13 protein-coding genes and 1 tRNA gene are annotated in these 17,573 nt (G+C 67.4%); 3 read left to right on the top strand and 11 right to left on the bottom strand.

The features are described from left to right. Positions 1–68 precede the first annotated feature (68 nt). Both FBZ87_RS08220 and glmU read right to left on the bottom strand, forming a co-directional pair. The gene (locus FBZ87_RS08220) at positions 69–1,796 is read right to left on the bottom strand and encodes a SulP family inorganic anion transporter (protein ID WP_145609874.1); all 1,728 of its coding nucleotides are present in this window, start codon (positions 1,794–1,796) and stop codon (positions 69–71) included. 89 nt (positions 1,797–1,885) lie between these two features. After that, positions 1,886–3,253: a bifunctional UDP-N-acetylglucosamine diphosphorylase/glucosamine-1-phosphate N-acetyltransferase GlmU gene (glmU, locus tag FBZ87_RS08215; protein ID WP_145609873.1), complete on the bottom strand. Its 1,368-nt coding sequence runs from the start codon at positions 3,251–3,253 to the stop codon at positions 1,886–1,888. A gap of 163 nt (positions 3,254–3,416) precedes the next feature. Here glmU and gph point away from each other — a divergent pair, with 163 nt between their 5' ends. Beyond that, a complete protein-coding gene (gene gph / locus FBZ87_RS08210) occupies positions 3,417–4,091 on the top strand; it encodes a phosphoglycolate phosphatase (RefSeq protein ID WP_145609872.1) in 675 nt (224 codons plus the stop codon). Between the two features lie 40 nt (positions 4,092–4,131). Beyond that, positions 4,132–5,211 (top strand): hypothetical protein, encoded by a 1,080-nt coding sequence (locus FBZ87_RS08205; protein WP_186454650.1) that lies wholly within the window; start codon positions 4,132–4,134, stop codon positions 5,209–5,211. A 45-nt stretch (positions 5,212–5,256) separates the two neighbouring features. On the opposite strand, the gene FBZ87_RS08200 is transcribed toward FBZ87_RS08205, so the two are convergent. The 5 genes from FBZ87_RS08200 to FBZ87_RS08180 form a co-directional block, all read right to left on the bottom strand. After that, positions 5,257–5,772 carry a hypothetical protein gene (locus FBZ87_RS08200; RefSeq protein WP_145609870.1) on the bottom strand — a complete coding sequence of 172 codons (516 nt, stop codon included), beginning with the start codon at positions 5,770–5,772 and terminating at the stop codon, positions 5,257–5,259. Positions 5,773–5,929: 157 nt separating this feature from the next. Beyond that, a complete protein-coding gene (locus FBZ87_RS08195) occupies positions 5,930–8,578 on the bottom strand; it encodes a valine--tRNA ligase (RefSeq protein WP_145609869.1) in 2,649 nt (882 codons plus the stop codon). Positions 8,579–8,690: 112 nt separating this feature from the next. Beyond that, the gene (locus tag FBZ87_RS29645; RefSeq protein ID WP_484213839.1) at positions 8,691–9,260 is read right to left on the bottom strand and encodes a PopZ family protein; all 570 of its coding nucleotides are present in this window, start codon (positions 9,258–9,260) and stop codon (positions 8,691–8,693) included. 326 nt (positions 9,261–9,586) lie between these two features. Continuing rightward, positions 9,587–10,960, bottom strand: a complete 1,374-nt coding sequence (locus tag FBZ87_RS08185) for a TolC family outer membrane protein (protein ID WP_246134304.1) — start codon at positions 10,958–10,960, stop codon at positions 9,587–9,589. Positions 10,961–11,273: 313 nt separating this feature from the next. Further along, entirely contained in the window at positions 11,274–11,927 is a 654-nt protein-coding gene (locus FBZ87_RS08180) for a protein-L-isoaspartate O-methyltransferase family protein (protein ID WP_145609866.1), read from the bottom strand. Positions 11,928–12,236: 309 nt separating this feature from the next. On the opposite strand from FBZ87_RS08180, the gene FBZ87_RS08175 reads away from it, so the two are divergent. Beyond that, positions 12,237–12,310: transfer RNA gene (locus tag FBZ87_RS08175), tRNA-Cys, on the top strand. Between the two features lie 139 nt (positions 12,311–12,449). Here FBZ87_RS08175 and FBZ87_RS08170 read toward each other — a convergent pair. Genes FBZ87_RS08170 through FBZ87_RS08155 form a run of 4 tightly spaced genes read right to left on the bottom strand, consistent with a single transcriptional unit; the run spans position 12,450 to position 17,510 of the window. Then, positions 12,450–13,391, bottom strand: a complete 942-nt coding sequence (locus FBZ87_RS08170) for an aldo/keto reductase (RefSeq protein WP_145609865.1) — start codon at positions 13,389–13,391, stop codon at positions 12,450–12,452. A gap of 2 nt (positions 13,392–13,393) precedes the next feature. After that, positions 13,394–14,881 (bottom strand): efflux transporter outer membrane subunit, encoded by a 1,488-nt coding sequence (locus tag FBZ87_RS08165; RefSeq protein ID WP_145609864.1) that lies wholly within the window; start codon positions 14,879–14,881, stop codon positions 13,394–13,396. 17 nt (positions 14,882–14,898) lie between these two features. Continuing rightward, positions 14,899–16,386 (bottom strand): DHA2 family efflux MFS transporter permease subunit, encoded by a 1,488-nt coding sequence (locus FBZ87_RS08160; protein ID WP_145609863.1) that lies wholly within the window; start codon positions 16,384–16,386, stop codon positions 14,899–14,901. Continuing rightward, positions 16,383–17,510, bottom strand: a complete 1,128-nt coding sequence (locus FBZ87_RS08155; RefSeq protein ID WP_145609862.1) for an HlyD family secretion protein — start codon at positions 17,508–17,510, stop codon at positions 16,383–16,385. The genes FBZ87_RS08160 and FBZ87_RS08155 overlap by 4 nt, the downstream gene beginning before the upstream one ends. Between the last annotated feature and the right edge of the window lie 63 nt (positions 17,511–17,573).

Here is a 17,573-nt window from a genome sequence, read left to right as displayed (position 1 = left end):
CACCCACCCCCAGCCCGCGTTCCCAGCTGGGATGAAATCCGGATCTTGTGTCTTCCAAATCTTGGGTTTCAGGCCGCTTCGTGATCCGTGTCCGGCTGGTCCCCCGGCCGGCCCAAGGCACGGCGGACTCGAACCAGGGCCTGGTCCAGGGTACGGCCGACATGAACCCGTGGCGGCTTCAGGCCTTGGGTCAGCAGCAGGCGCCGCGCCTCCGGATCGGCCAGGGCGATGGCCACGACCGCCCCCTGCTTGCGCGCCTTGGCAGCCAGCCCGTCGATGACGGTGACGGCCGTGGAGTCCAGCAGCGGTACCGCCGTCAGGTCCAGCACGTAAGCCCGCGGCCGGGCGGCGATGCGGTCGAACAGGGCGGACACGCCGGCCGCCGCCCCGAAAAAGAACGCACCGGACAGGCGGAACACCAGGATGTCGTCGTCGCGCGTCTGGGGTTGGTCCGGCAGCGGGCCGGCGTGATCGGCCACGTCGGGGGCCACCAGGGGGGCGTCCCCCTCAATCCGCAGGGTCCCGGCCATGCGGTGGATGAACAGCAGCGACCCGGTGGCGAAGCCCACGACGATGCCCAGCGTCAGGTCCCGCAGGATCGTCAGCAGGAAGGTGGACAACAGCACCGCGGCATCCCCCCAGGACGCCCTCAGCAACAGGCCGAAGGCATGCTTCTCCGCCATGTTCCAGGCGACGATCGCCAGCACCGCCGCCAGCGCCGGCAGGGGGATATAGCTGGCCAGCGGGGCGGCCACGGCCATGAACAGCGCCAGGAACACGGCGTGCGCCATGCCCGACACCGGCCCGCGCGCACCGGCCCGCACATTGGTGGCCGTGCGGGCGATGGTGCCAGTGACGCAAATGCCGCCGCAGAGCGCACTGGCGATGTTGGCGACACCCTGCGCCACCAGCTCGGCATTGGCGCGGTGGCGCCGGCCGGTCATGCCGTCGGCCACCACGGCGGACAGCAGGCTTTCGATGGCGCCCAGCAGCGCGAAGGACACCGCGTCCGGCAAAACCGCCAACACCAGGTCCGGCGACAGGGGCGGCAGATGGGGGGCCGGCAGGCTGCGCGGGATGCCGCCGAAGCGCGTGCCGATGGTCTCGACGGGCAGGTGGGCAACCGCCGCGGCCACACTGGCCGCCGCCACCGCGATCAGCAGGACGGGCCATTGCGGGCGCCAGCGCCGCAGCAGCACGATCAGGGCGATGGTCGCCACTGCCGTGCCCAGGGCGGCGGGGTTCAGCGTGGGCAGGGCCTGCCCCAAAGCCAGCAGCTTGGGCACGAGCGGCCCCGGCTCCTTGCCCGGCAGCGTCAGGCCCAGCAGGTCACGCGCCTGGCTGGCCGCAATGATGACGGCAATGCCGGCGGTGAAGCCCACTGTGACGGGATAGGGGATGTACTTGATGAAGGTCCCCAGGCGCAGGGCACCGATGGCCATCAGGATCAGGCCGGACAGGATCACGGCCAGCGCCATGCCCTCCACCCCCAGCCGCTCCACCGACGCGGCGACCAGCACGATGAAGGCCCCCGCCGGACCGCCGATCTGGAAGCGGCTGCCGCCCAGCAGCGAAACCAGGAAACCGCCGACGATGGCGGTGTACAGCCCCCGATCCGGTGTGACGCCCGAGGCGATGGCGATGGCCATGGACAGCGGCAAGGCCACGATGGCCACGGTCAGGCCAGCCACCAGGTCGGCCCGCAGGTCGCGCAGGCCGTACCCCTCACGCAGTACCGTGACCAGTTTGGGCTTATAAAGCTCCCGCCAGCCTGGCTCCGCCATCGTCCTGTGCATGACGCCCCCTGTCGTTAACGCGCCGCACCCATCCTTCGTCCCATACCATCATCGCCCAGCCGGGCCATCCCGGCCTAACCCTTTCCCGCTCAGCCCTTCTTCTGCGCCGCCTTGCGCGCCTTCTGAGATGCGGCGAAGGCGGCGGCCCAGCCTTCCTTCACCACTTGGCGGCCTCGGCCGATGGCCAGGGCGTCGGCGGGCACTGGCTCGGTGATGGTGCTGCCGCCGGCGATGAAGGCGCCGTCGCCCACCTTCACCGGGGCCACCAGGGTGGCGTTGGTGCCGACGAAGACGTTGCGGCCCACCTGGGTGCGGTACTTGAAGGTGCCGTCATAGTTGCAGGTGATGGCACCGGCGCCGATGTTGGTCCCCTCCCCTATGTCGGCGTCGCCGACATAGGCCAGGTGGTTGGCCTTGGCGCCCTGCCCGAGGGTGGAGGCCTTGACCTCGACGAAGTTGCCGACGTGGGCGCCGGCGCCGATGTCGGACCCCGGGCGCAGGCGGGAATAAGGACCGATGATGGCGTCGCGCCGTACCACCACACCTTCCAGGTGGCAGAAGGGACGGATGGTCACGCCATCCTCCACCACCACGCCGGGCCCGAACACCACGTTCTGGCCCACGGTGACATCGCGGCCCAGCACCGTGTCGGCGGAGAACCACACCGTATCCGGATCGGCCAGGGTGGCGCCATTCAGCATGGCCTGGCGGCGCAGGCGGGCCTGCATCAGCTTTTCCAGCTTGGCCAGCTCGACACGGGAATTGACGCCCTCCACATCCGCCGGATCCCCCTCGGCCACGGCGCAGGCATGGCCCTGGGCGCGGGCCACGGCCACGGCGTCGGTCAGGTAGTATTCACCCTTGGCGTTGGCGCTGCCGATGGCGTCCAGGATGGCCCACAGGCGGCGGCCATCGAAGGCCATCAGCCCGGCGTTGCACAGGCCGATGGCCCGCTCCGCCGGCGTGGCGTCCAGGTATTCCACGATCTTGGTCAGGCCGCCGGCCTCGTCCTGCACCAACCGGCCGTAGGCGGCGGGATCGCTTGGACGCATGCCCAGCACCGCCACAGCCGGATCGCCGGCGCCGCGCCGCGCTTGGACCAGCAGGGACAGCGTCTCCGGTCGCACCAGGGGCGTGTCGCCGAACAGCACCAGCACGTCGCCATCGAAATCCCCCAGGCTCGCCCGCGCCGCTTTCACCGCGTCGGCCGTGCCCAGCTGCTGGGGCTGCAGCACGGTGGCGTGCGGCGCGACGGCCTTGGCCACGTCCTCCTGCCCGGGGCCCACCACCACGATGATCCGGTCGGGGTTCAGCGCCGACGCCGCCCGCAACACATGGGCCACCATGGGCTCATTGGCGATGGGGTGCAGGACCTTGGGCAGGTCGGACTTCATCCGGGTGCCCTTGCCCGCGGCCAGCACGATGCAAGCGAGGGCGGTCGACGTCTGAGCGGTCATGGCGATAACCTTATTCACGGCACTGTTTGGATTCACGGCACTGTTTGGGGCGCGACACGTCGTCAGATGGGATGAGCCCCAGCCCGACGCCATTGCCAGCGAGGCCCCCTTACTGCCACAACGATGGTGTCTCGCGAAACCGCCATCGCCCGGATGCCGCCCCATGAGCCTCATGCCCGCTGCCGTCCTGTTCGACTTCGACGGAACGCTGATCGACAGCGCGCCCGACATCCTGACCGGCATCAACCGTCTGCTGGATGAGGAGAACCTGCCCAACCTGGACCTGGCGCAGGTGCACCAGTTCATCGGCGACGGCGCCCCGATGCTGGTGACCCGCACCTTCGCCGCCGTCGGCCGGCCGCTGGATCCCGACTCGGTCCCCGCCATGACCGACCGCTACATGGCGATCTATGAGTCCCTGCCGGCCGATCCGTCCTGCGTCTTCCCCGGCGTGGCCGAGACGCTGGCGCGGTTGAGTGCCGACATCCCCCTGGCCCTGGTGACCAACAAGCCGGAGCGGGCGACCCACGCGGTGCTGGAGGCCATCGGCCTTGCCCCCTATTTCAAGGCCGTGGTCGGGGGCGACAGCCTGCCGACGCGCAAGCCGCACCCCGGCCCGCTGTTGCACGCCATGGCCCACCTGGCTGCCGCGCCCGGCAAAACCATCATGGTGGGTGACGGCGCCAACGACGTGACGGCCGGCCGCGCCGCCGGCTGCCAGGTCGTATGCGTTACCTATGGCTATCCGCGCATGCCCGTGGAACAACTGGGGGCGGATCGGTTGGTGGATCATTTCCGCGACCTGCCGTCCGCCCTGGCGGATTTGGCGGCGGGGTGACACCAGGCCGACGTCACCGGCTTATTGGGGAAAGTCGCATATGCGTGGTTTGGATTTGCGGGCCGATCGGGAGGAATACCTGGACGCCCTGCTGGTCACGGGCACGGCCTTCATCCTGGCGGTGGCGCAGTGGCGCCACATCGTCCACTTCTTCGATCAATACCTGCTGCAGAACCTGCAGGCTGAGGTGGGGGTGCTGCAAGGCTATCCGCACTGGCGCTTCTTCCAGTCGCGCGTACTGGCGCCCTTCCTGGAACATCTGATCGAGCTTACGGGCGTGAACCTGACCAGCGCCCACGCCGTGGTCGCCGTGTTCGGCCTGACCGGTGCCGGCCTAGCCCTGTTTTACGCCGCCCAGGCGGCGGCCGGCCAGGGAGCGGCCAGCCAACGAGTGGACGGACGGCAGAAGGCCTGGACGGCCTTGCTGGCCATGCATGTCCTGTTCATGGCGCTGATGTCGAAGCCTTGGCTGTACATCTGGGACTTCGTGCTGCTGTTGACCACGGCGGTGTTTTACCTGCTGGTCCTGACCCGGGCGCCGTGGTGGGCCTTCCTGGCCCTGCTGGGCGTGGCCTGCTTCAACCACGAATCGGCCGTGTTCATCGGCGGCTACATGATGGCCAAGGCCGTCATCGACGCATGGGTGGAAAAGCGCCGGCCGGACTGGCGCTGGCTGGCGTCCGGCCTGCTGGGCAGCGTCGCCGCCTTCGCCATTATCGAATTCCTGCGCAAGATGCTGCTGAAGGAAGAAGTCGGCTATAAGATCTTCCGCGACATTCAGAAGTCATCCTCCACCACGTTCGACGCCTATTTCCATATCCAGGTGGGGGAGAATTTTGGCCAGTTCTACGACTGGATCACCGATCCCAGCCTGTCGCTGGATCTTCTGATCCCCGTCTACCTGGCCACGGTGCTGGGCCTGACGGCGGTGATGGTGAAGCGGCACGGCGTCCGCGCCCTATCGCTTGCTGCCTTCGTCCTGGTGCAGGTGCTGGCCGTGCTGGCCTTGGGCCTGACCAATGAGACCCGCACCCTGTTGCACCTGATCCCCTTCGTGGCCCTGGCGGGCATCTGGCTGAAGAAGCCGACGGCGGCAGCGCCCGGCCCCTTCGCACCTTGACGCGGGGGCCCCCTGAAGCGGCCCTGGCGCGACCGGGCACCATCCTCAAGGTGCGATGGGCTTGGGCGGGGCAGCGCCCTGGACGTTGCCCTGAATGTTGATGGTGTAGGTCTGTTTCTGGGCCGTTCCCATGGGATAGAAAACCTGCACCTCCAGCACGTCCGCGCCGGTATAGCCGGGGGCGGGCTGGTACCACAGTTGTTGGGCGGGCATGGCCTTCTTGTTGCAGGCGGCGCGGGGATTGCCGGCGGGGAAGGTCGGATAGTCCGTCCCATCGCGCAAGCTGGCGGTGCCGTGGGCTGGCGCGGTGAGGATTTCCACCGTGATGCCAGAAATCGGGGCGCAATCCTCATGCAGGCCCTGATAGAAATTCAGCTCGCGCTCCTGTCCCACGGGAACGGTGCGGGTCAGCATGACCTTTTCCGGCGTGCCGACCGTACCAGCCGGCCGGGGCGCCGTGCCGCCGTTCATGGTGACGGGTATGACCTGCACATGCTGCACCGCACAACCGGCCACGAGGGCCACGGCCGCCATCATCACCGTCCAACGCCCAGCGGTCATTTCATCCTCAGGGTGGGAATCAGGACGCCGCCCTGCGCGGCACCTCCCGCATAGGTCGCATTATTCCAATGAATACATCCATGTGACAAACGGCCGCCCCGGGGCTTTTCCCGGGGCGGCCGTCCATCACATCATCCTTACCCAGGCGAGCCCGGCATCAGCCCAGGCGAGACAGCGCCTCGGCCAGCTTGGCACGGGTGCTGTCGGCCTCGGCCCGGCGCTCGCGCTGTTCCTCAATCACCTCGGGCGGGGCCTTGTCCACGAAGTTGGGGTTGCCCAGCTTGGCATCGACCTTGGCGATCTCACCCTCCAGCTTCTGGATTTCCTTGGCCAGGCGGGCCTTCTCCTTGGCCAGGTCGATGAAGTCCGCCAGGGGCAGGACCAGGGTCGCCTCATCCACCACCGCCTGCACGGCGCCAGTGGCCGGCGCCTCCTCCGTCAGGGTGATGTCGGACAGGCGGGCCAGCTTCAGGACCAGGTCGCGGTGGGTACCCAGGCGCGCAGCCGTCTCGGCCCCGGCGCCCTTCACCAGCAGCGGCAACTGGGCCGATGGCGGCACGTTCATTTCCGACCGGATGGTGCGGATGGTGGAGATGAAGCGCACCACCCAGTCCATCTCGGCCAGGGCGCCGGCGTCCTTGTAGGCGGCCGGGTACTGCGGCCAGGCGGCGGTGATCAGGTCGCCGCGCTGCTGGCCCTCGCCCAGCTTCTCCCACAGCTCTTCCGTCAGGAAGGGCATGATAGGGTGCAGCAGATAAAGAACCTGGTCCAGCACCCAGGCGGTGACGGCGCGGGTCTCGGCCTTCGCCGCCTCATCCTCGCCGTTCAGGATGGGCTTGGTGAATTCCAGGTACCAGTCGCAGAAGCTGCCCCAGGCGAAGTGGTACAGGGCGTTGGCGGCATCATTGAAGCGATAGCCCTCCAGCGCCTCGGTCACCTGCGCCGCGCAGTCGGCCACGGCGCCCACGATCCAGCGGTTGACCGTCTGGGTCAGGCCGGTGGGGGCAAAACCCGGGACGGGCGCCACCTGGTTCATCTGGGCGTAGCGTGCGGCGTTCCACAGCTTGGTCGCGAAGTTGCGGTAGCCCTCGACGCGCGAGGTCGCCAGCTTGATGTCGCGGCCCTGGGCCGCCATGGCGGTCAGCGTGAAGCGCAGGGCGTCGCAGCCGTACTGGTCGATAAGGTCCAGCGGATCGATGACGTTGCCTTTGGACTTCGACATCTTCTGCCCCTTCTCATCCCGCACCAGGGCGTGGATGTAGATGGTGCGGAAGGGCACGTCGCCCATGAAGTGGATGCCCATCATCATCATGCGGGCGACCCAGAAGAAGATGATGTCGAAGCCGGTGACCAGCACATCGCCGGGGTAATAGCGCGCCAGCTCCGGCGTCTTCTCCGGCCAGCCCAGGGTGGAGAAGGGCCACAGGGCGGACGAGAACCAAGTATCCAGCACGTCGGCGTCGCGGGTCAGGGGCGTGGCGGCGCCGTAATGGGCATCCGCCTCGGCCTGGGCTTCGGCCTCCGTCTCGGCGACGAAGAACTTGCCGTCCGGCCCGAACCACGCCGGGATCTGGTGGCCCCACCACAGCTGGCGGCTGATGCACCACGGCTGGATGTTGCGCATCCACTCGTAATAGGTGTTTTCCCACTGCTTGGGCACGAACTGGGTCCTGCCCTGCTCCACCGCCTCCAGCGCGGGCTTGGCCAGGGTGACGGCGTCGCAATACCACTGGTCGGTCAGCCAGGGCTCGATGACCACGCCGCTGCGGTCACCGTGCGGCTGCATCAGGGTGTGCGGGTCGATCTTCTCCAGCAGGCCCAGGGCCTCGATCTCCTCCACCACCTTCTTGCGGGCGGCGAAGCGATCCAGCCCCTGATACTCGGCCGGCGCATGCTCGTTCAGCTTCGCGTCGCGGTCGAACAGGTTGATCATAGGCAGGTTGTGCCGCTTACCCACCTCGAAATCGTTGAAGTCATGGGCGGGGGTGATCTTCACCGCGCCGGTGCCGGTCTCCGGATCGGCATACTCGTCGGCGACGATGGGGATGCGGCGGCCGGTGATGGGCAGGATGACATGGCGGCCCACCAGATCCTTGTAGCGCTCATCGTCCGGATGCACGGCGACGCCGGTGTCGCCCAGCATGGTCTCGGGCCGCGTGGTGGCAACGGTGATAAAGGTGTCCGCCATGCCTTCCACCGGATACCGGAAGTACCACAGGCTGCCCTTCACCTCCTTCTGCTCGACCTCCAGGTCGGAGATGGCGGTGTGCAGCTTGGGGTCCCAGTTCACCAGGCGCTTGTCGCGATAGATCAGGCCCTGGCGGTACAGCTCGACAAACACCTTGCGGACGGCGGCGTTCAGCCCCTCATCCATGGTGAAGCGCTCACGCGACCAATCGGGCGAGGCGCCCAGGCGGCGCAGCTGGCGGGTGATGGTGCCGCCGGACTCGGCCTTCCACTCCCAGACCTTCTGCAGGAAGGCCTCACGGCCCATCTCGGCCCGCGTCTTGCCTTCCTTGGCCAGGTTGCGCTCCACCACCATCTGGGTGGCGATGCCGGCGTGGTCCGTGCCCGGCTGCCACAGGGCGTCGCGCCCGCTCATGCGGTGATAGCGGATCAGCAGGTCCTGCAGCGTGAAAGTCAGTGCGTGGCCCATGTGCAGGCTGCCCGTCACGTTGGGCGGCGGCATCATGATGGTGTAGGGCTGGGCGTTGCTGTCCACATGGGCGGCGAAGGCGCCGGAGCGCTCCCAGCGCTCATAGCGGCTGCGTTCGACATCGGCGGGGGAGAAGGTCTTGTCCAGCATGGCGGGCACCTGAATCACGGGCTCAAAACAAAAGAAAAGGGCGGCGCGGGGTAGAGCGCCGCCCCCTATGAAATTACCTGGGGCTTGGCAAGGTTTATCGAAGCGGCGCGCCTCAGTCGAGTCCGCGCCGTACCACCTTTTCAATCTCGCGCTTGACCAGGCGCTCGACCAGGGAGGGCAGGTTCTCATCCAGCCATTCGCGCAGGATGGGGCGGACCAGGACGTGCACGATCTCCTCCAGCGTAACGTCGGAGCGGCCGATGGGCCCCTCCCCCGTCAGGCTGGGGCCGCCGCGACGGAAGCCCGACAGACTGGAGAAGGCGCGGCTGGCGGCTTCTTCCGTGAACTGCGACATCAGCCGGTCGTCGTCCATGGGCGGCGGCGGGCGGCGCGGCGGCGGGGGCGGCGGCTCATACGCGAAGGGGTCCGGCAGGGGCTCGGGCTCCGGCTCGGGCTCGTCCGGGATGATGTCCGTCAACTCCAGCACGTCGTCCTCCGGCGGCGGAGGCGGAGGAGGGGGAGGAGGAGGCGGCGGCGGAGGCGGCATGGGCACCGCCTCGAAAATGTCGTCCTCCGGCGGGGGCGGAGGGGGAGGAGGAGGAGGAGGCGCCTCCGGCTCGGGCGGCGGCGCGTCGGTGTCTTCAGAAATGATCCGCCGGATGGAGGCGAGGATTTCCTCCATCGAAGGTTCTTGTTGTGACTTGTCAGCCATTGTTTGCCTAACCTGACCTGTAACGGCGTGGACCTGTAAGCGCGCCGGCCCCGCACCGACGTATGGGTACCGACATTCGGGGCAGCCTAGGGCAAGAACAGTAAAAATGCCATTGGGTTAATCACGGGCGCGCCGGTCGCCAATGCTGGCCCGCGTCATCCCACCCTGCCCTATTCGCCCCCGCTATTGCTTCTCCTCAAGAATAGGGTGCGCCGCCGCCTGTCCACAAAAGAAAAAGGCGGCCCCAAGCCATGGAGCCGCCCCGTCCGGCGCGTGCGATCAGGCTCGATCGCCGCTTACTTTTCGATGGAAGGGCCCCAGAGCTTGTCCTTGACCTCTTCATAGTGGGCCTTGGCGTCGTACAGCGGGACGTTCAGGCCCAGCTTGGCGGCAGTCAGGTCGCCCACGGCCGACAGCACCTCGTAGGACGCCACCTGCTCGTCATGTTGGGCGCGAACCAATTGGACCTTGGCGTTCACCAATTCCTGCTCGGCGTTCAGCACGTCGAGGATGGTGCGGGAACCCACCGACTGTTCCTGACGCACGCCTTCCAGCGCGATCTCGTTGGAGGCGACGGCGCTCTTGTAGGCCTCGATGGCGGCGCGGGCCGTCACCAGGGCCTGCCAGGCCTTCACCGCCGTCTCGTCGGCCGAACGCACGGCCTCCATCACTTGGGTGCGGCGCTGCTGTTCCGTCTGCTTGGCGCCGCGCACCTTGGCCGAGGTGCCGCCGCCCTCATACAGCGGAATGGTGACGCGGGCGGAAATGACGGCCGTGTCGTACTGCACGCCCGGAAGCGACTGGTCCCAGTTGCGGTAGTATTGGGCGCTGGCCGACAGCTGCGGCAGCATCTGACCAAAGGCGCCGTCAACCGCGTCCTGCGACGCCTTGTGATTGTAGCGCGCGGCAACGACCACCGGGGCCGATACCTCGGCCGCGGCCATGGTCTCTTCCTGGTTCACCGGCAGGTGCACCAGGCGGGTCGGCTGCTTCAGCGTGCCGGGCACCTGGCCCATCAGCTTGGCATAGGTGGCGCGGCTGGCGGCCAGGGCGCCCTGGGCCGAGATGCGGTCGGCGGTGGCGCCGGCCAAGCGCGACTCGGACTGGCTGACGTCGGTGCGGGTCAGCTCACCCACGCGGAAGCGATCGCGCGACGCCTCCAGCTGCCGGGTCAGCACCTGTTCGTTGTTGATGTTCAGGTCCAGAACAGCCTGGTCGCGCACCACGTCCAGATAGGCGGTGGCGGCGGCCAGCAGCACCTGCTGTTCGGTGTCCAGCAGGCTGGCCCGGCCGGCCTCCACCTGATTCTCAGCCTGGCTGATGCCGGCCTGGATGCTGCCGCCGGCGTAGATCGCCTGGTTGATGGTGACGCCGGTCTGCGCCGGATTCATGTGCGTGATGGCGTTGCCCTGGCTCAGCCGCTCCTTGCCCAGGTTGCCGTCGGCCGTGACGGTGGGCAGCATGCTGGCGCGGGCCTGGGGCACGCCTTCATCCGTGGCGCGTTGGCCGGCGCGGCCGGCTTCCAGCGTGGGATTGTTCTGGTAGGCCTGGCTCAAGGCGTCTTCCAGCGACTGCCCGTGGGCTGCGGTCGCCACGGTCAAGGCCAGCGCCGTCAGCGGCAGGGCGGCGGCCAGCCGGCGCGCCCGCTTCACCCAATGTCCGGTTCCCATGCCCTCTGCCCCACATCCAGCGGTGTTCACTTGCATCGCCATTTTCCCCAAACACCTTAAATAAATATTATAGGCGGGGCGCGACCGACGCACGCGACCGTAGCGGAACCGCACCCCGAATCCCCATCGGCGCCAACGCGCCCCTTAAAAAACACTCTGTAACATGATCGGTGGAACCGCAAAGGTCCACTTAAGGCCATGTTTCGGGGGACCGTCTCTCCCCCAATCCGCCCCTTCCCGGCCCAGGTCGGCCGTGAAAGGGAGAAACGAAACCCCACGGCGGACAGCGAGCATCCGGCCGTGAGGCTTCGGATCAGAACACGAATTCGGCACGACGCTCGAAGCCCGGCAGGGGCCGGACGGCGGCGTCGAACAGGATGCGGTGCGACACCACGCCACCCACCTTGCGGTAATAGCGCGCCTCGCCCAGGCCGGCGGCGTTGATGACCACCGCCACCAGGCGCCCGCCCTCGGGCAGCTGGTCCAGCAGGCTGGCCGGCACCTCGGGCACCGAGCCGTCGATCAGGATGGCACCGTAGGGCGCCTTGGCGGGGTGACCGGCGGCCAGGTCACCCTGCACCACGGTGACACCCGCGACACCGGCCAGGGCCTTGCGCGCGGCCTCGACCAGGGCGGGGTCGCTTTCCAGCGCCACCACCGAACCGGCCATCTCGGCCATGATGGCGGCGGCGTAGCCGGTGGCCACACCCACGGCCAGCACCTTGTCGGCGCGGGTCAGGGACAGTTCCTGCACCAGGCGGGCCAGGACCATCGGCTCCATCAGGTAGCGGCCGGGGGCCACGGGCACATCCTCGTCGACATAGGCGACGCCGGCCAGCGCCTCGGGCACGAACCGCTCACGCGGGATGGCCAGGAAAGCCTCAACCACGAAGGGGTCGGTGACCTTGTTGGGGCGAATCTGTCCCTCGATCATGTTGACGCGGGCGGCGGTGTAGTCGGCGGCCATGGGATATACCGATCTGATGGAAACGAGGCGGAGGAAGATGCGCGCCACAGGGCCGTTCGACCCGCACACGCTTGAAAAACCAGGATCGGTATATATCTCCCCCGCCGCCCGAAGACAATTGATGCCTGCACCGGGCGTCCATCCGCCGCCCCCCGCCAAGCCCTCGGCCCGGCCGTGGCCCCGTGCCGTCACCGAAACGTCAGAAAGCGACGCCAGCATGCTTGACCGCCCCGACGGGCGACGCTATAGAGGCGCCCTGCCCTGACCGCAGGCGCCGCTGGACGGCCCCTCCGGTCGGTTCTCGTGGATGGCGCGGTGGCAGAATGGTGATGCAACGGACTGCAAATCCGTGAATCCGGGTTCGATTCCCGGCCGTGCCTCCAACTCCCTTTTTATATATTTGTGTTAAGCGGCCCAAAGGTTGCGCAAAACGGCGCATAATCCTGCGCGATTCGGCGCATAGCCGGCCAGTCCAAGGCGCGCAGCGTCCAGAACGAAGCCGGCGGCACGGGCAAGACCGCACTATCTCGTCCGGGGGATGAAGCCGGGCACCCCGGTTTCGACCACTGTATTGAACCGGATGTTCGTCCCGATGTCGTAGCGGATCTCCTGCATGGCCGCTTCCGGCAGTGCCGTGATCTCGAAGTTTTCCCGTATATGGTCGGGATTGATCGATGTCGTCAGAAACGCGGTGCCCCGCTGCACGGCCCAGGCCAGCGCCACCTGCGCGGGCATCCGGCCAAGACGGGCCGCGATGGCGACCAGCACCCTGTCGTCCAGCACACGGGGTTCCATGGCGTGCCCCAAAGGCGCGAATGCCTGCATGAGGATGCCGTGCTGCCGGCAGAAATCGAGCAATTCCCACTCCTGCAGATAGGGATGGGATTCCACCTGCACCATGGCGGGCTTGATCCGGGCGATGGCGACGATGTCCCGCAGCGCATCCAGCGTAATGTCCGACAGGCCGACCGAGCGGCACCGTCCCTCCTCCACCAGGCTTTCCATAGCGCGCCAGGTGTCCGCCAGCGTGACATCGAGATCATAGATCACCTGCCCCTGCGCATCCCGCGGATCCTGCTCCTCACCTGGGCGAAAGGCGAAGGGCGTGTGGATGATGTAGCAGTCAATGTAATCGACCCCCAGCCGCCGGCAGCTCGCCTCGAAAGCGGGGCGGACGCGCTCCGGGCGATGGTTCGTGTTCCATAATTTGGTGGTCAGGAAGACATCTTCACGCTGAACCCCGCCCGTCCGAAACGCCTCCTGCAGCGCCTCGCCCACCGCCGCCTCGTTGCGGTAGCGTTCCGCGCAATCGAAATGCCGGAACCCCGCCTCCAAGGCGGCCTTGACCGCCCGTTTCGTGGCCGCGGCGTCGGGGATCAGGGTACCGAAGCCCATGACCGGGATCTGTCCCGCCCCATGGTCGGACGGGAAGGTCGTACGGAAAAACGTCTCATTGGTGGTCATGATCATGGTTCCTTGCTTGCGCTGGCCACACGCCCGTAAGAGCCGGAGGCATTGCCGCCGAGCGCGATGAAGAATTGCACCGTGTCCAGATACCGGGCCGTCTTCGCCCGGATCTGGCCCAACAGAGCGCGTTGATAGGCCCGTTCGGCATCGAGCACCTGCAGGACACCTGTCTCACCCGCCCGGTAGCCGTCCCAGTTCAAGCGCAAGCTGGTCGCCGCGGCGGCCAGCGCCCGCTCCTGGGCCCAATACTCGTCGCCGTCGTGGTCGAGCGCCTGAAGCACATCAGCGACCTGTCCCAATGACCGGACCACGGTCCGCTGATAAGTCGCACGCGCCGCGATGTAGCCGTCAACCGCGGCCCGGCGGTTCGCTTCCAAGGCACCGCCGTGGAAAAGGGGGCCGGCCAGGCCGGCGGCGACACCCCAAAGCGAATTGCCGGCCTGGAACACCGATGTGGGATCGGCACCGGCCTGGGTCAGCGAGCCAGACAAGGTCAGGTGGGGGTAAAGGTCGGCCGTGGCCACGCCCACGGCCGCGCTGGCGGCCCGCAGGGCGGCCTCGGCCTCAAGCAGGTCGGGGCGGTCGTGCGCCATTTCCGACGGCAGGCTGAGCGGCAGATCCAGCGGCAAGGTGAAATCATCCAGGTCGAAGTCCGGCACCATCCCCTCCGCCGGCCCCTGCCCCGCCAGGACAGCCAGCGCGTGGCGCGCCGCGTCCCCTTGCTGAGCCAGCGGCGGCAACAGGGTCTGGTCCTGCGCCAGCTGCGTTTCAGCCAGTGCGACGTCGGGCTGGGCGACACCGCCCTGCATGTGCGCCCCGCGCAGAAGGGCCAGCGTGCGCTCGTCGTCGGCCAGCAAGGTCCGCACCGCCGCGATCTGGGCCTGTGCGGATGCCAGCAGAAAGGCTTGGCTCGCGACATCGCCGGTCAAGGTTAGATAGGCCGCGTCGAAACGATGTTTCTGCGCGTCGGCCAAGGCACCCTGTTGCTCGATAAGCCGCTTCGTCCCGCCGAAAATATCGAGGTCGAAGCTGACCCGCGGGCCGACGGCATAGAAGGTGGAGGTCGCAGGCGTCGGCGCGTCCGACCGGCCCCGGCCGATCTGGGCCCCCCAATCCACTTGCGGATAGAGATCGCCCCCAGCCGCCCGGACGGCCTCCGACGCCTGTGCTATCCGCGCGTCAGCGATCTTGAGATCGAAATTCGCGTCGATCGCCCCGCGCATGGTGAGGTTGAGCCGCGGCGAGTGGAACACCGTCCACCAGTCCCCGTCCAACGCTTCGCCAAGCTTGATGCGCTGGTCGCCCGGCCGATCACCGCCAGAGGCGAGCCGGCTTTCCGCCTCGCGATCATAATGCGTCGATACCGGCGGCGCCGGCGGCGTGTAATCGGGACCGACGGTACAGGCCGGCAGGAGGACCAGCGACAAAACCGCCGCCACAGCCGTCCGGGGAAGGCGCCTGTCGGGCAGGGATGCAAGGGACGCCATTTCACGGACCTCCTGGATTAGCGATTGGCGGTGCGCGGCGTGCGGAGAAGCGCGACGAGCGGGCTTACGGCCAGCACCGCAAGCATCAGGATCTTGAATTGGCCGACAATGGCGACCGTGGCCGCCTGGCCAGTGACCAATTCATTGAACCGGGCCAGCGTCGGTCCGGCGGCCCGCGCCAGACCATGGGCCGCGGCGCGATAAGGCGTCAGATCCTTGGCCAGCGCCAGGTGCATGGCCTGGGTGTTGCCGTAGAAGAAGATCTGGACCACCGCGATGCCGATGGTGCTGCCGTACAGGCGCGACAGGTTGAAAAGCGCGGCACCGTCCGGGTGGAACGTCCGATCGAGCGTGCTGAACGCCGCCCGCCCCAGTGCCGGCAGCACGATGCCAAGGCCCAGACCTTGCAGCAGGCCGGCAATGGCAACCGGCCGCCAATCCATCGCCGGCGAATAGCCCAGCATGCGCCAGTTGGCGTACACCACCAACGCCAGGCCAATCAGGATAAGGACGCGATTATCCACACGCGGCGGCATCCGGCCGGCCAGCATCAGCGCCCCCACCAACGCGACGCCGCGCGGGATGGCCATATAGCCGGTGGTATCGACCGGATACCCGAAGAGTTCCTCCAGCATCGGCGACGTCAAGGCTAGGGTCGGCAGCAGGACGAACCCAGCGGCGAAAACCATGATGACCGACAGGACGAAATTACGATCCTTGAACAGCGCCTTGTCCAGAAAGTGGGCCTGCGCCGTCAGGACATGGACGATGAAAAGATAGAAACCGAGCGCCGCGGCGATGGCCTCCGCCCAAATCTCCGGCGCGGCGAACCACTCCAGCCGCTCACCCCGGTCGAGAAGCATCTGCAGACCGACGATGCCCAGGGAAAAGGCCGCCCAACCGAAGAAATCAAAGTGCGGGTTGCGCTCGGCCTTCTTCTCCGGCAGCCAGAGCGCCATCGCCAGGAACACGAACCCCGCCAGCGGCAAGCTGATATAAAAGATGGAGTGCCAGCCGTGATAATCGCTGAGCCATCCGCCGAGAGGCGGGCCGCTGCTGATGCCGAGCAGCGTGCATGCCGTGTGCGCCACCCCGGCCTGGGCGTGCCGCGCCGGTGGCTGCACATCAAGCAGGAGTGCCAACGCTAGGGGACCGAGCGGGCCACTCGCCGCCCCCTGGATGATGCGGGCCAGGACGAACTGGGTAGAGGTCTGTGCCAAGACATCGAACACGAGGCCGGCGGCAAAGACAGCGATTGACCACTGGAAGAGTGCCTTCTGCCCCAAGCGGCCAGCGAGCCAGCGTGTCATGGGCAGAACAACGATGCCGGCCGTGACATAGGCGGTGAATATCCAGCCGATCTGATCATCCGCCATCGACAGCGTGCCCTGCATGTGCGGCAGGGCGGCATTGGGGATGGATATGTTGACGCCCTGCATGAAGGTCGCCGCGAAGGCCGCGATGGTGAGCACCCGGCGGCCTTCGGAAGGGGCTCCAGCGGTCATTTGGCGCCCCCCGCCCCGGACGCGGGCTCAAAAGGTGCGAACCAGTTACGCCGGTGCGCGGTATCGACCCGGGCCGTGACGCTGATGCCGGAGAACAGCGGCCCGTTTGGCGTCGGGCCATCGAGTTCCAGGCGCACCGGCAGGCGCTGCACCACCTTAACCCAATTGCCGGTCGCGTTCTCAGGCGGCAGGACGGCGAAGTCCGACCCCGTGCCCGGGCTCATGCTGACGACATGGGCGCGGAAGCGGCTGTTGGGAAAGGCATCGATGCGGATGGTCGCGGACTGGCCAGGTTTCATATGGGTCAGGTCGGTTTCCCGGAAATTGGCTTCCACCCAGACATGCTGGCTGGACAACAGGGTGAACACGGGTGCGCCGGGGGTGACGAAGTCACCGACCTGCAGCTCATCGACCCGAGTCACGATGCCGTCGTCGGGCGCGGTCACGGCCGTGTAGGAGAGGTCGAGCCGGGCCCGGTCGAGTTCGGCCCTGGCCGCACGCACAGACGGGTGGCGGTCGATTGCGACATCCGGATCCCCGTCCAGGGCGACCACGGTGCTCGCCATTTGTTGCTCCAGGGATGAGATGCGCCGGCGTGCGACCTTGAGGTCCGTCTCCGCCCGCTCATAAACGGCGCGCGAGGCGAAATCCGACGCGACGAGCGCCTTCTTACGGGCATAGTCGCGATCATAGAATTCGGCGGAGTCCCTGGCAGACTGCAGCTCCGCCAACTGTTGGCGGTAGGTCGCCTTCAACGCGCCGATCTGAAGGCGCGCCGTGTCGAGCCGCGCCTCCGCTTGGTCGACCACCAAGCGGTAAGGCTGGGGATCGATCTGGAACAGCAGTTGCCCTTTGCTGACGCGCTGATTGTCCCTGACGGCTACGTCGACAGCCTGGCCACCAACACGGGCGTTGACCGATTCCTTGGCCATGCGGACGAAGGCGTCGTCAGTCGAAACATAGGGTTCGTCGGCGATGTACAGCCGGGCGCCCGCCGCGGCCAGCACCAGAGGGAACGCCACAAACAGGGGCAGGCGCAGTCGTTCCCTGAGGCTCTTCCCCGGCTTCGCCGCCGCCGTCCCCGGCGGGTGAACATCAAGCGGCCTTTCGATTTGCGCGTCCATCACGGGACCTCCCGTTCGAGGATGGTTGATCCGGCGGCCGCGCCCCCTGCCGCGGGGACGCGG

It is taken from the genome of Nitrospirillum amazonense, assembly GCF_007828035.1.
Classification (GTDB): Bacteria; Pseudomonadota; Alphaproteobacteria; order Azospirillales; family Azospirillaceae; genus Nitrospirillum; species Nitrospirillum amazonense.
This window is presented reverse-complemented; position numbering and strand designations above follow the sequence as displayed.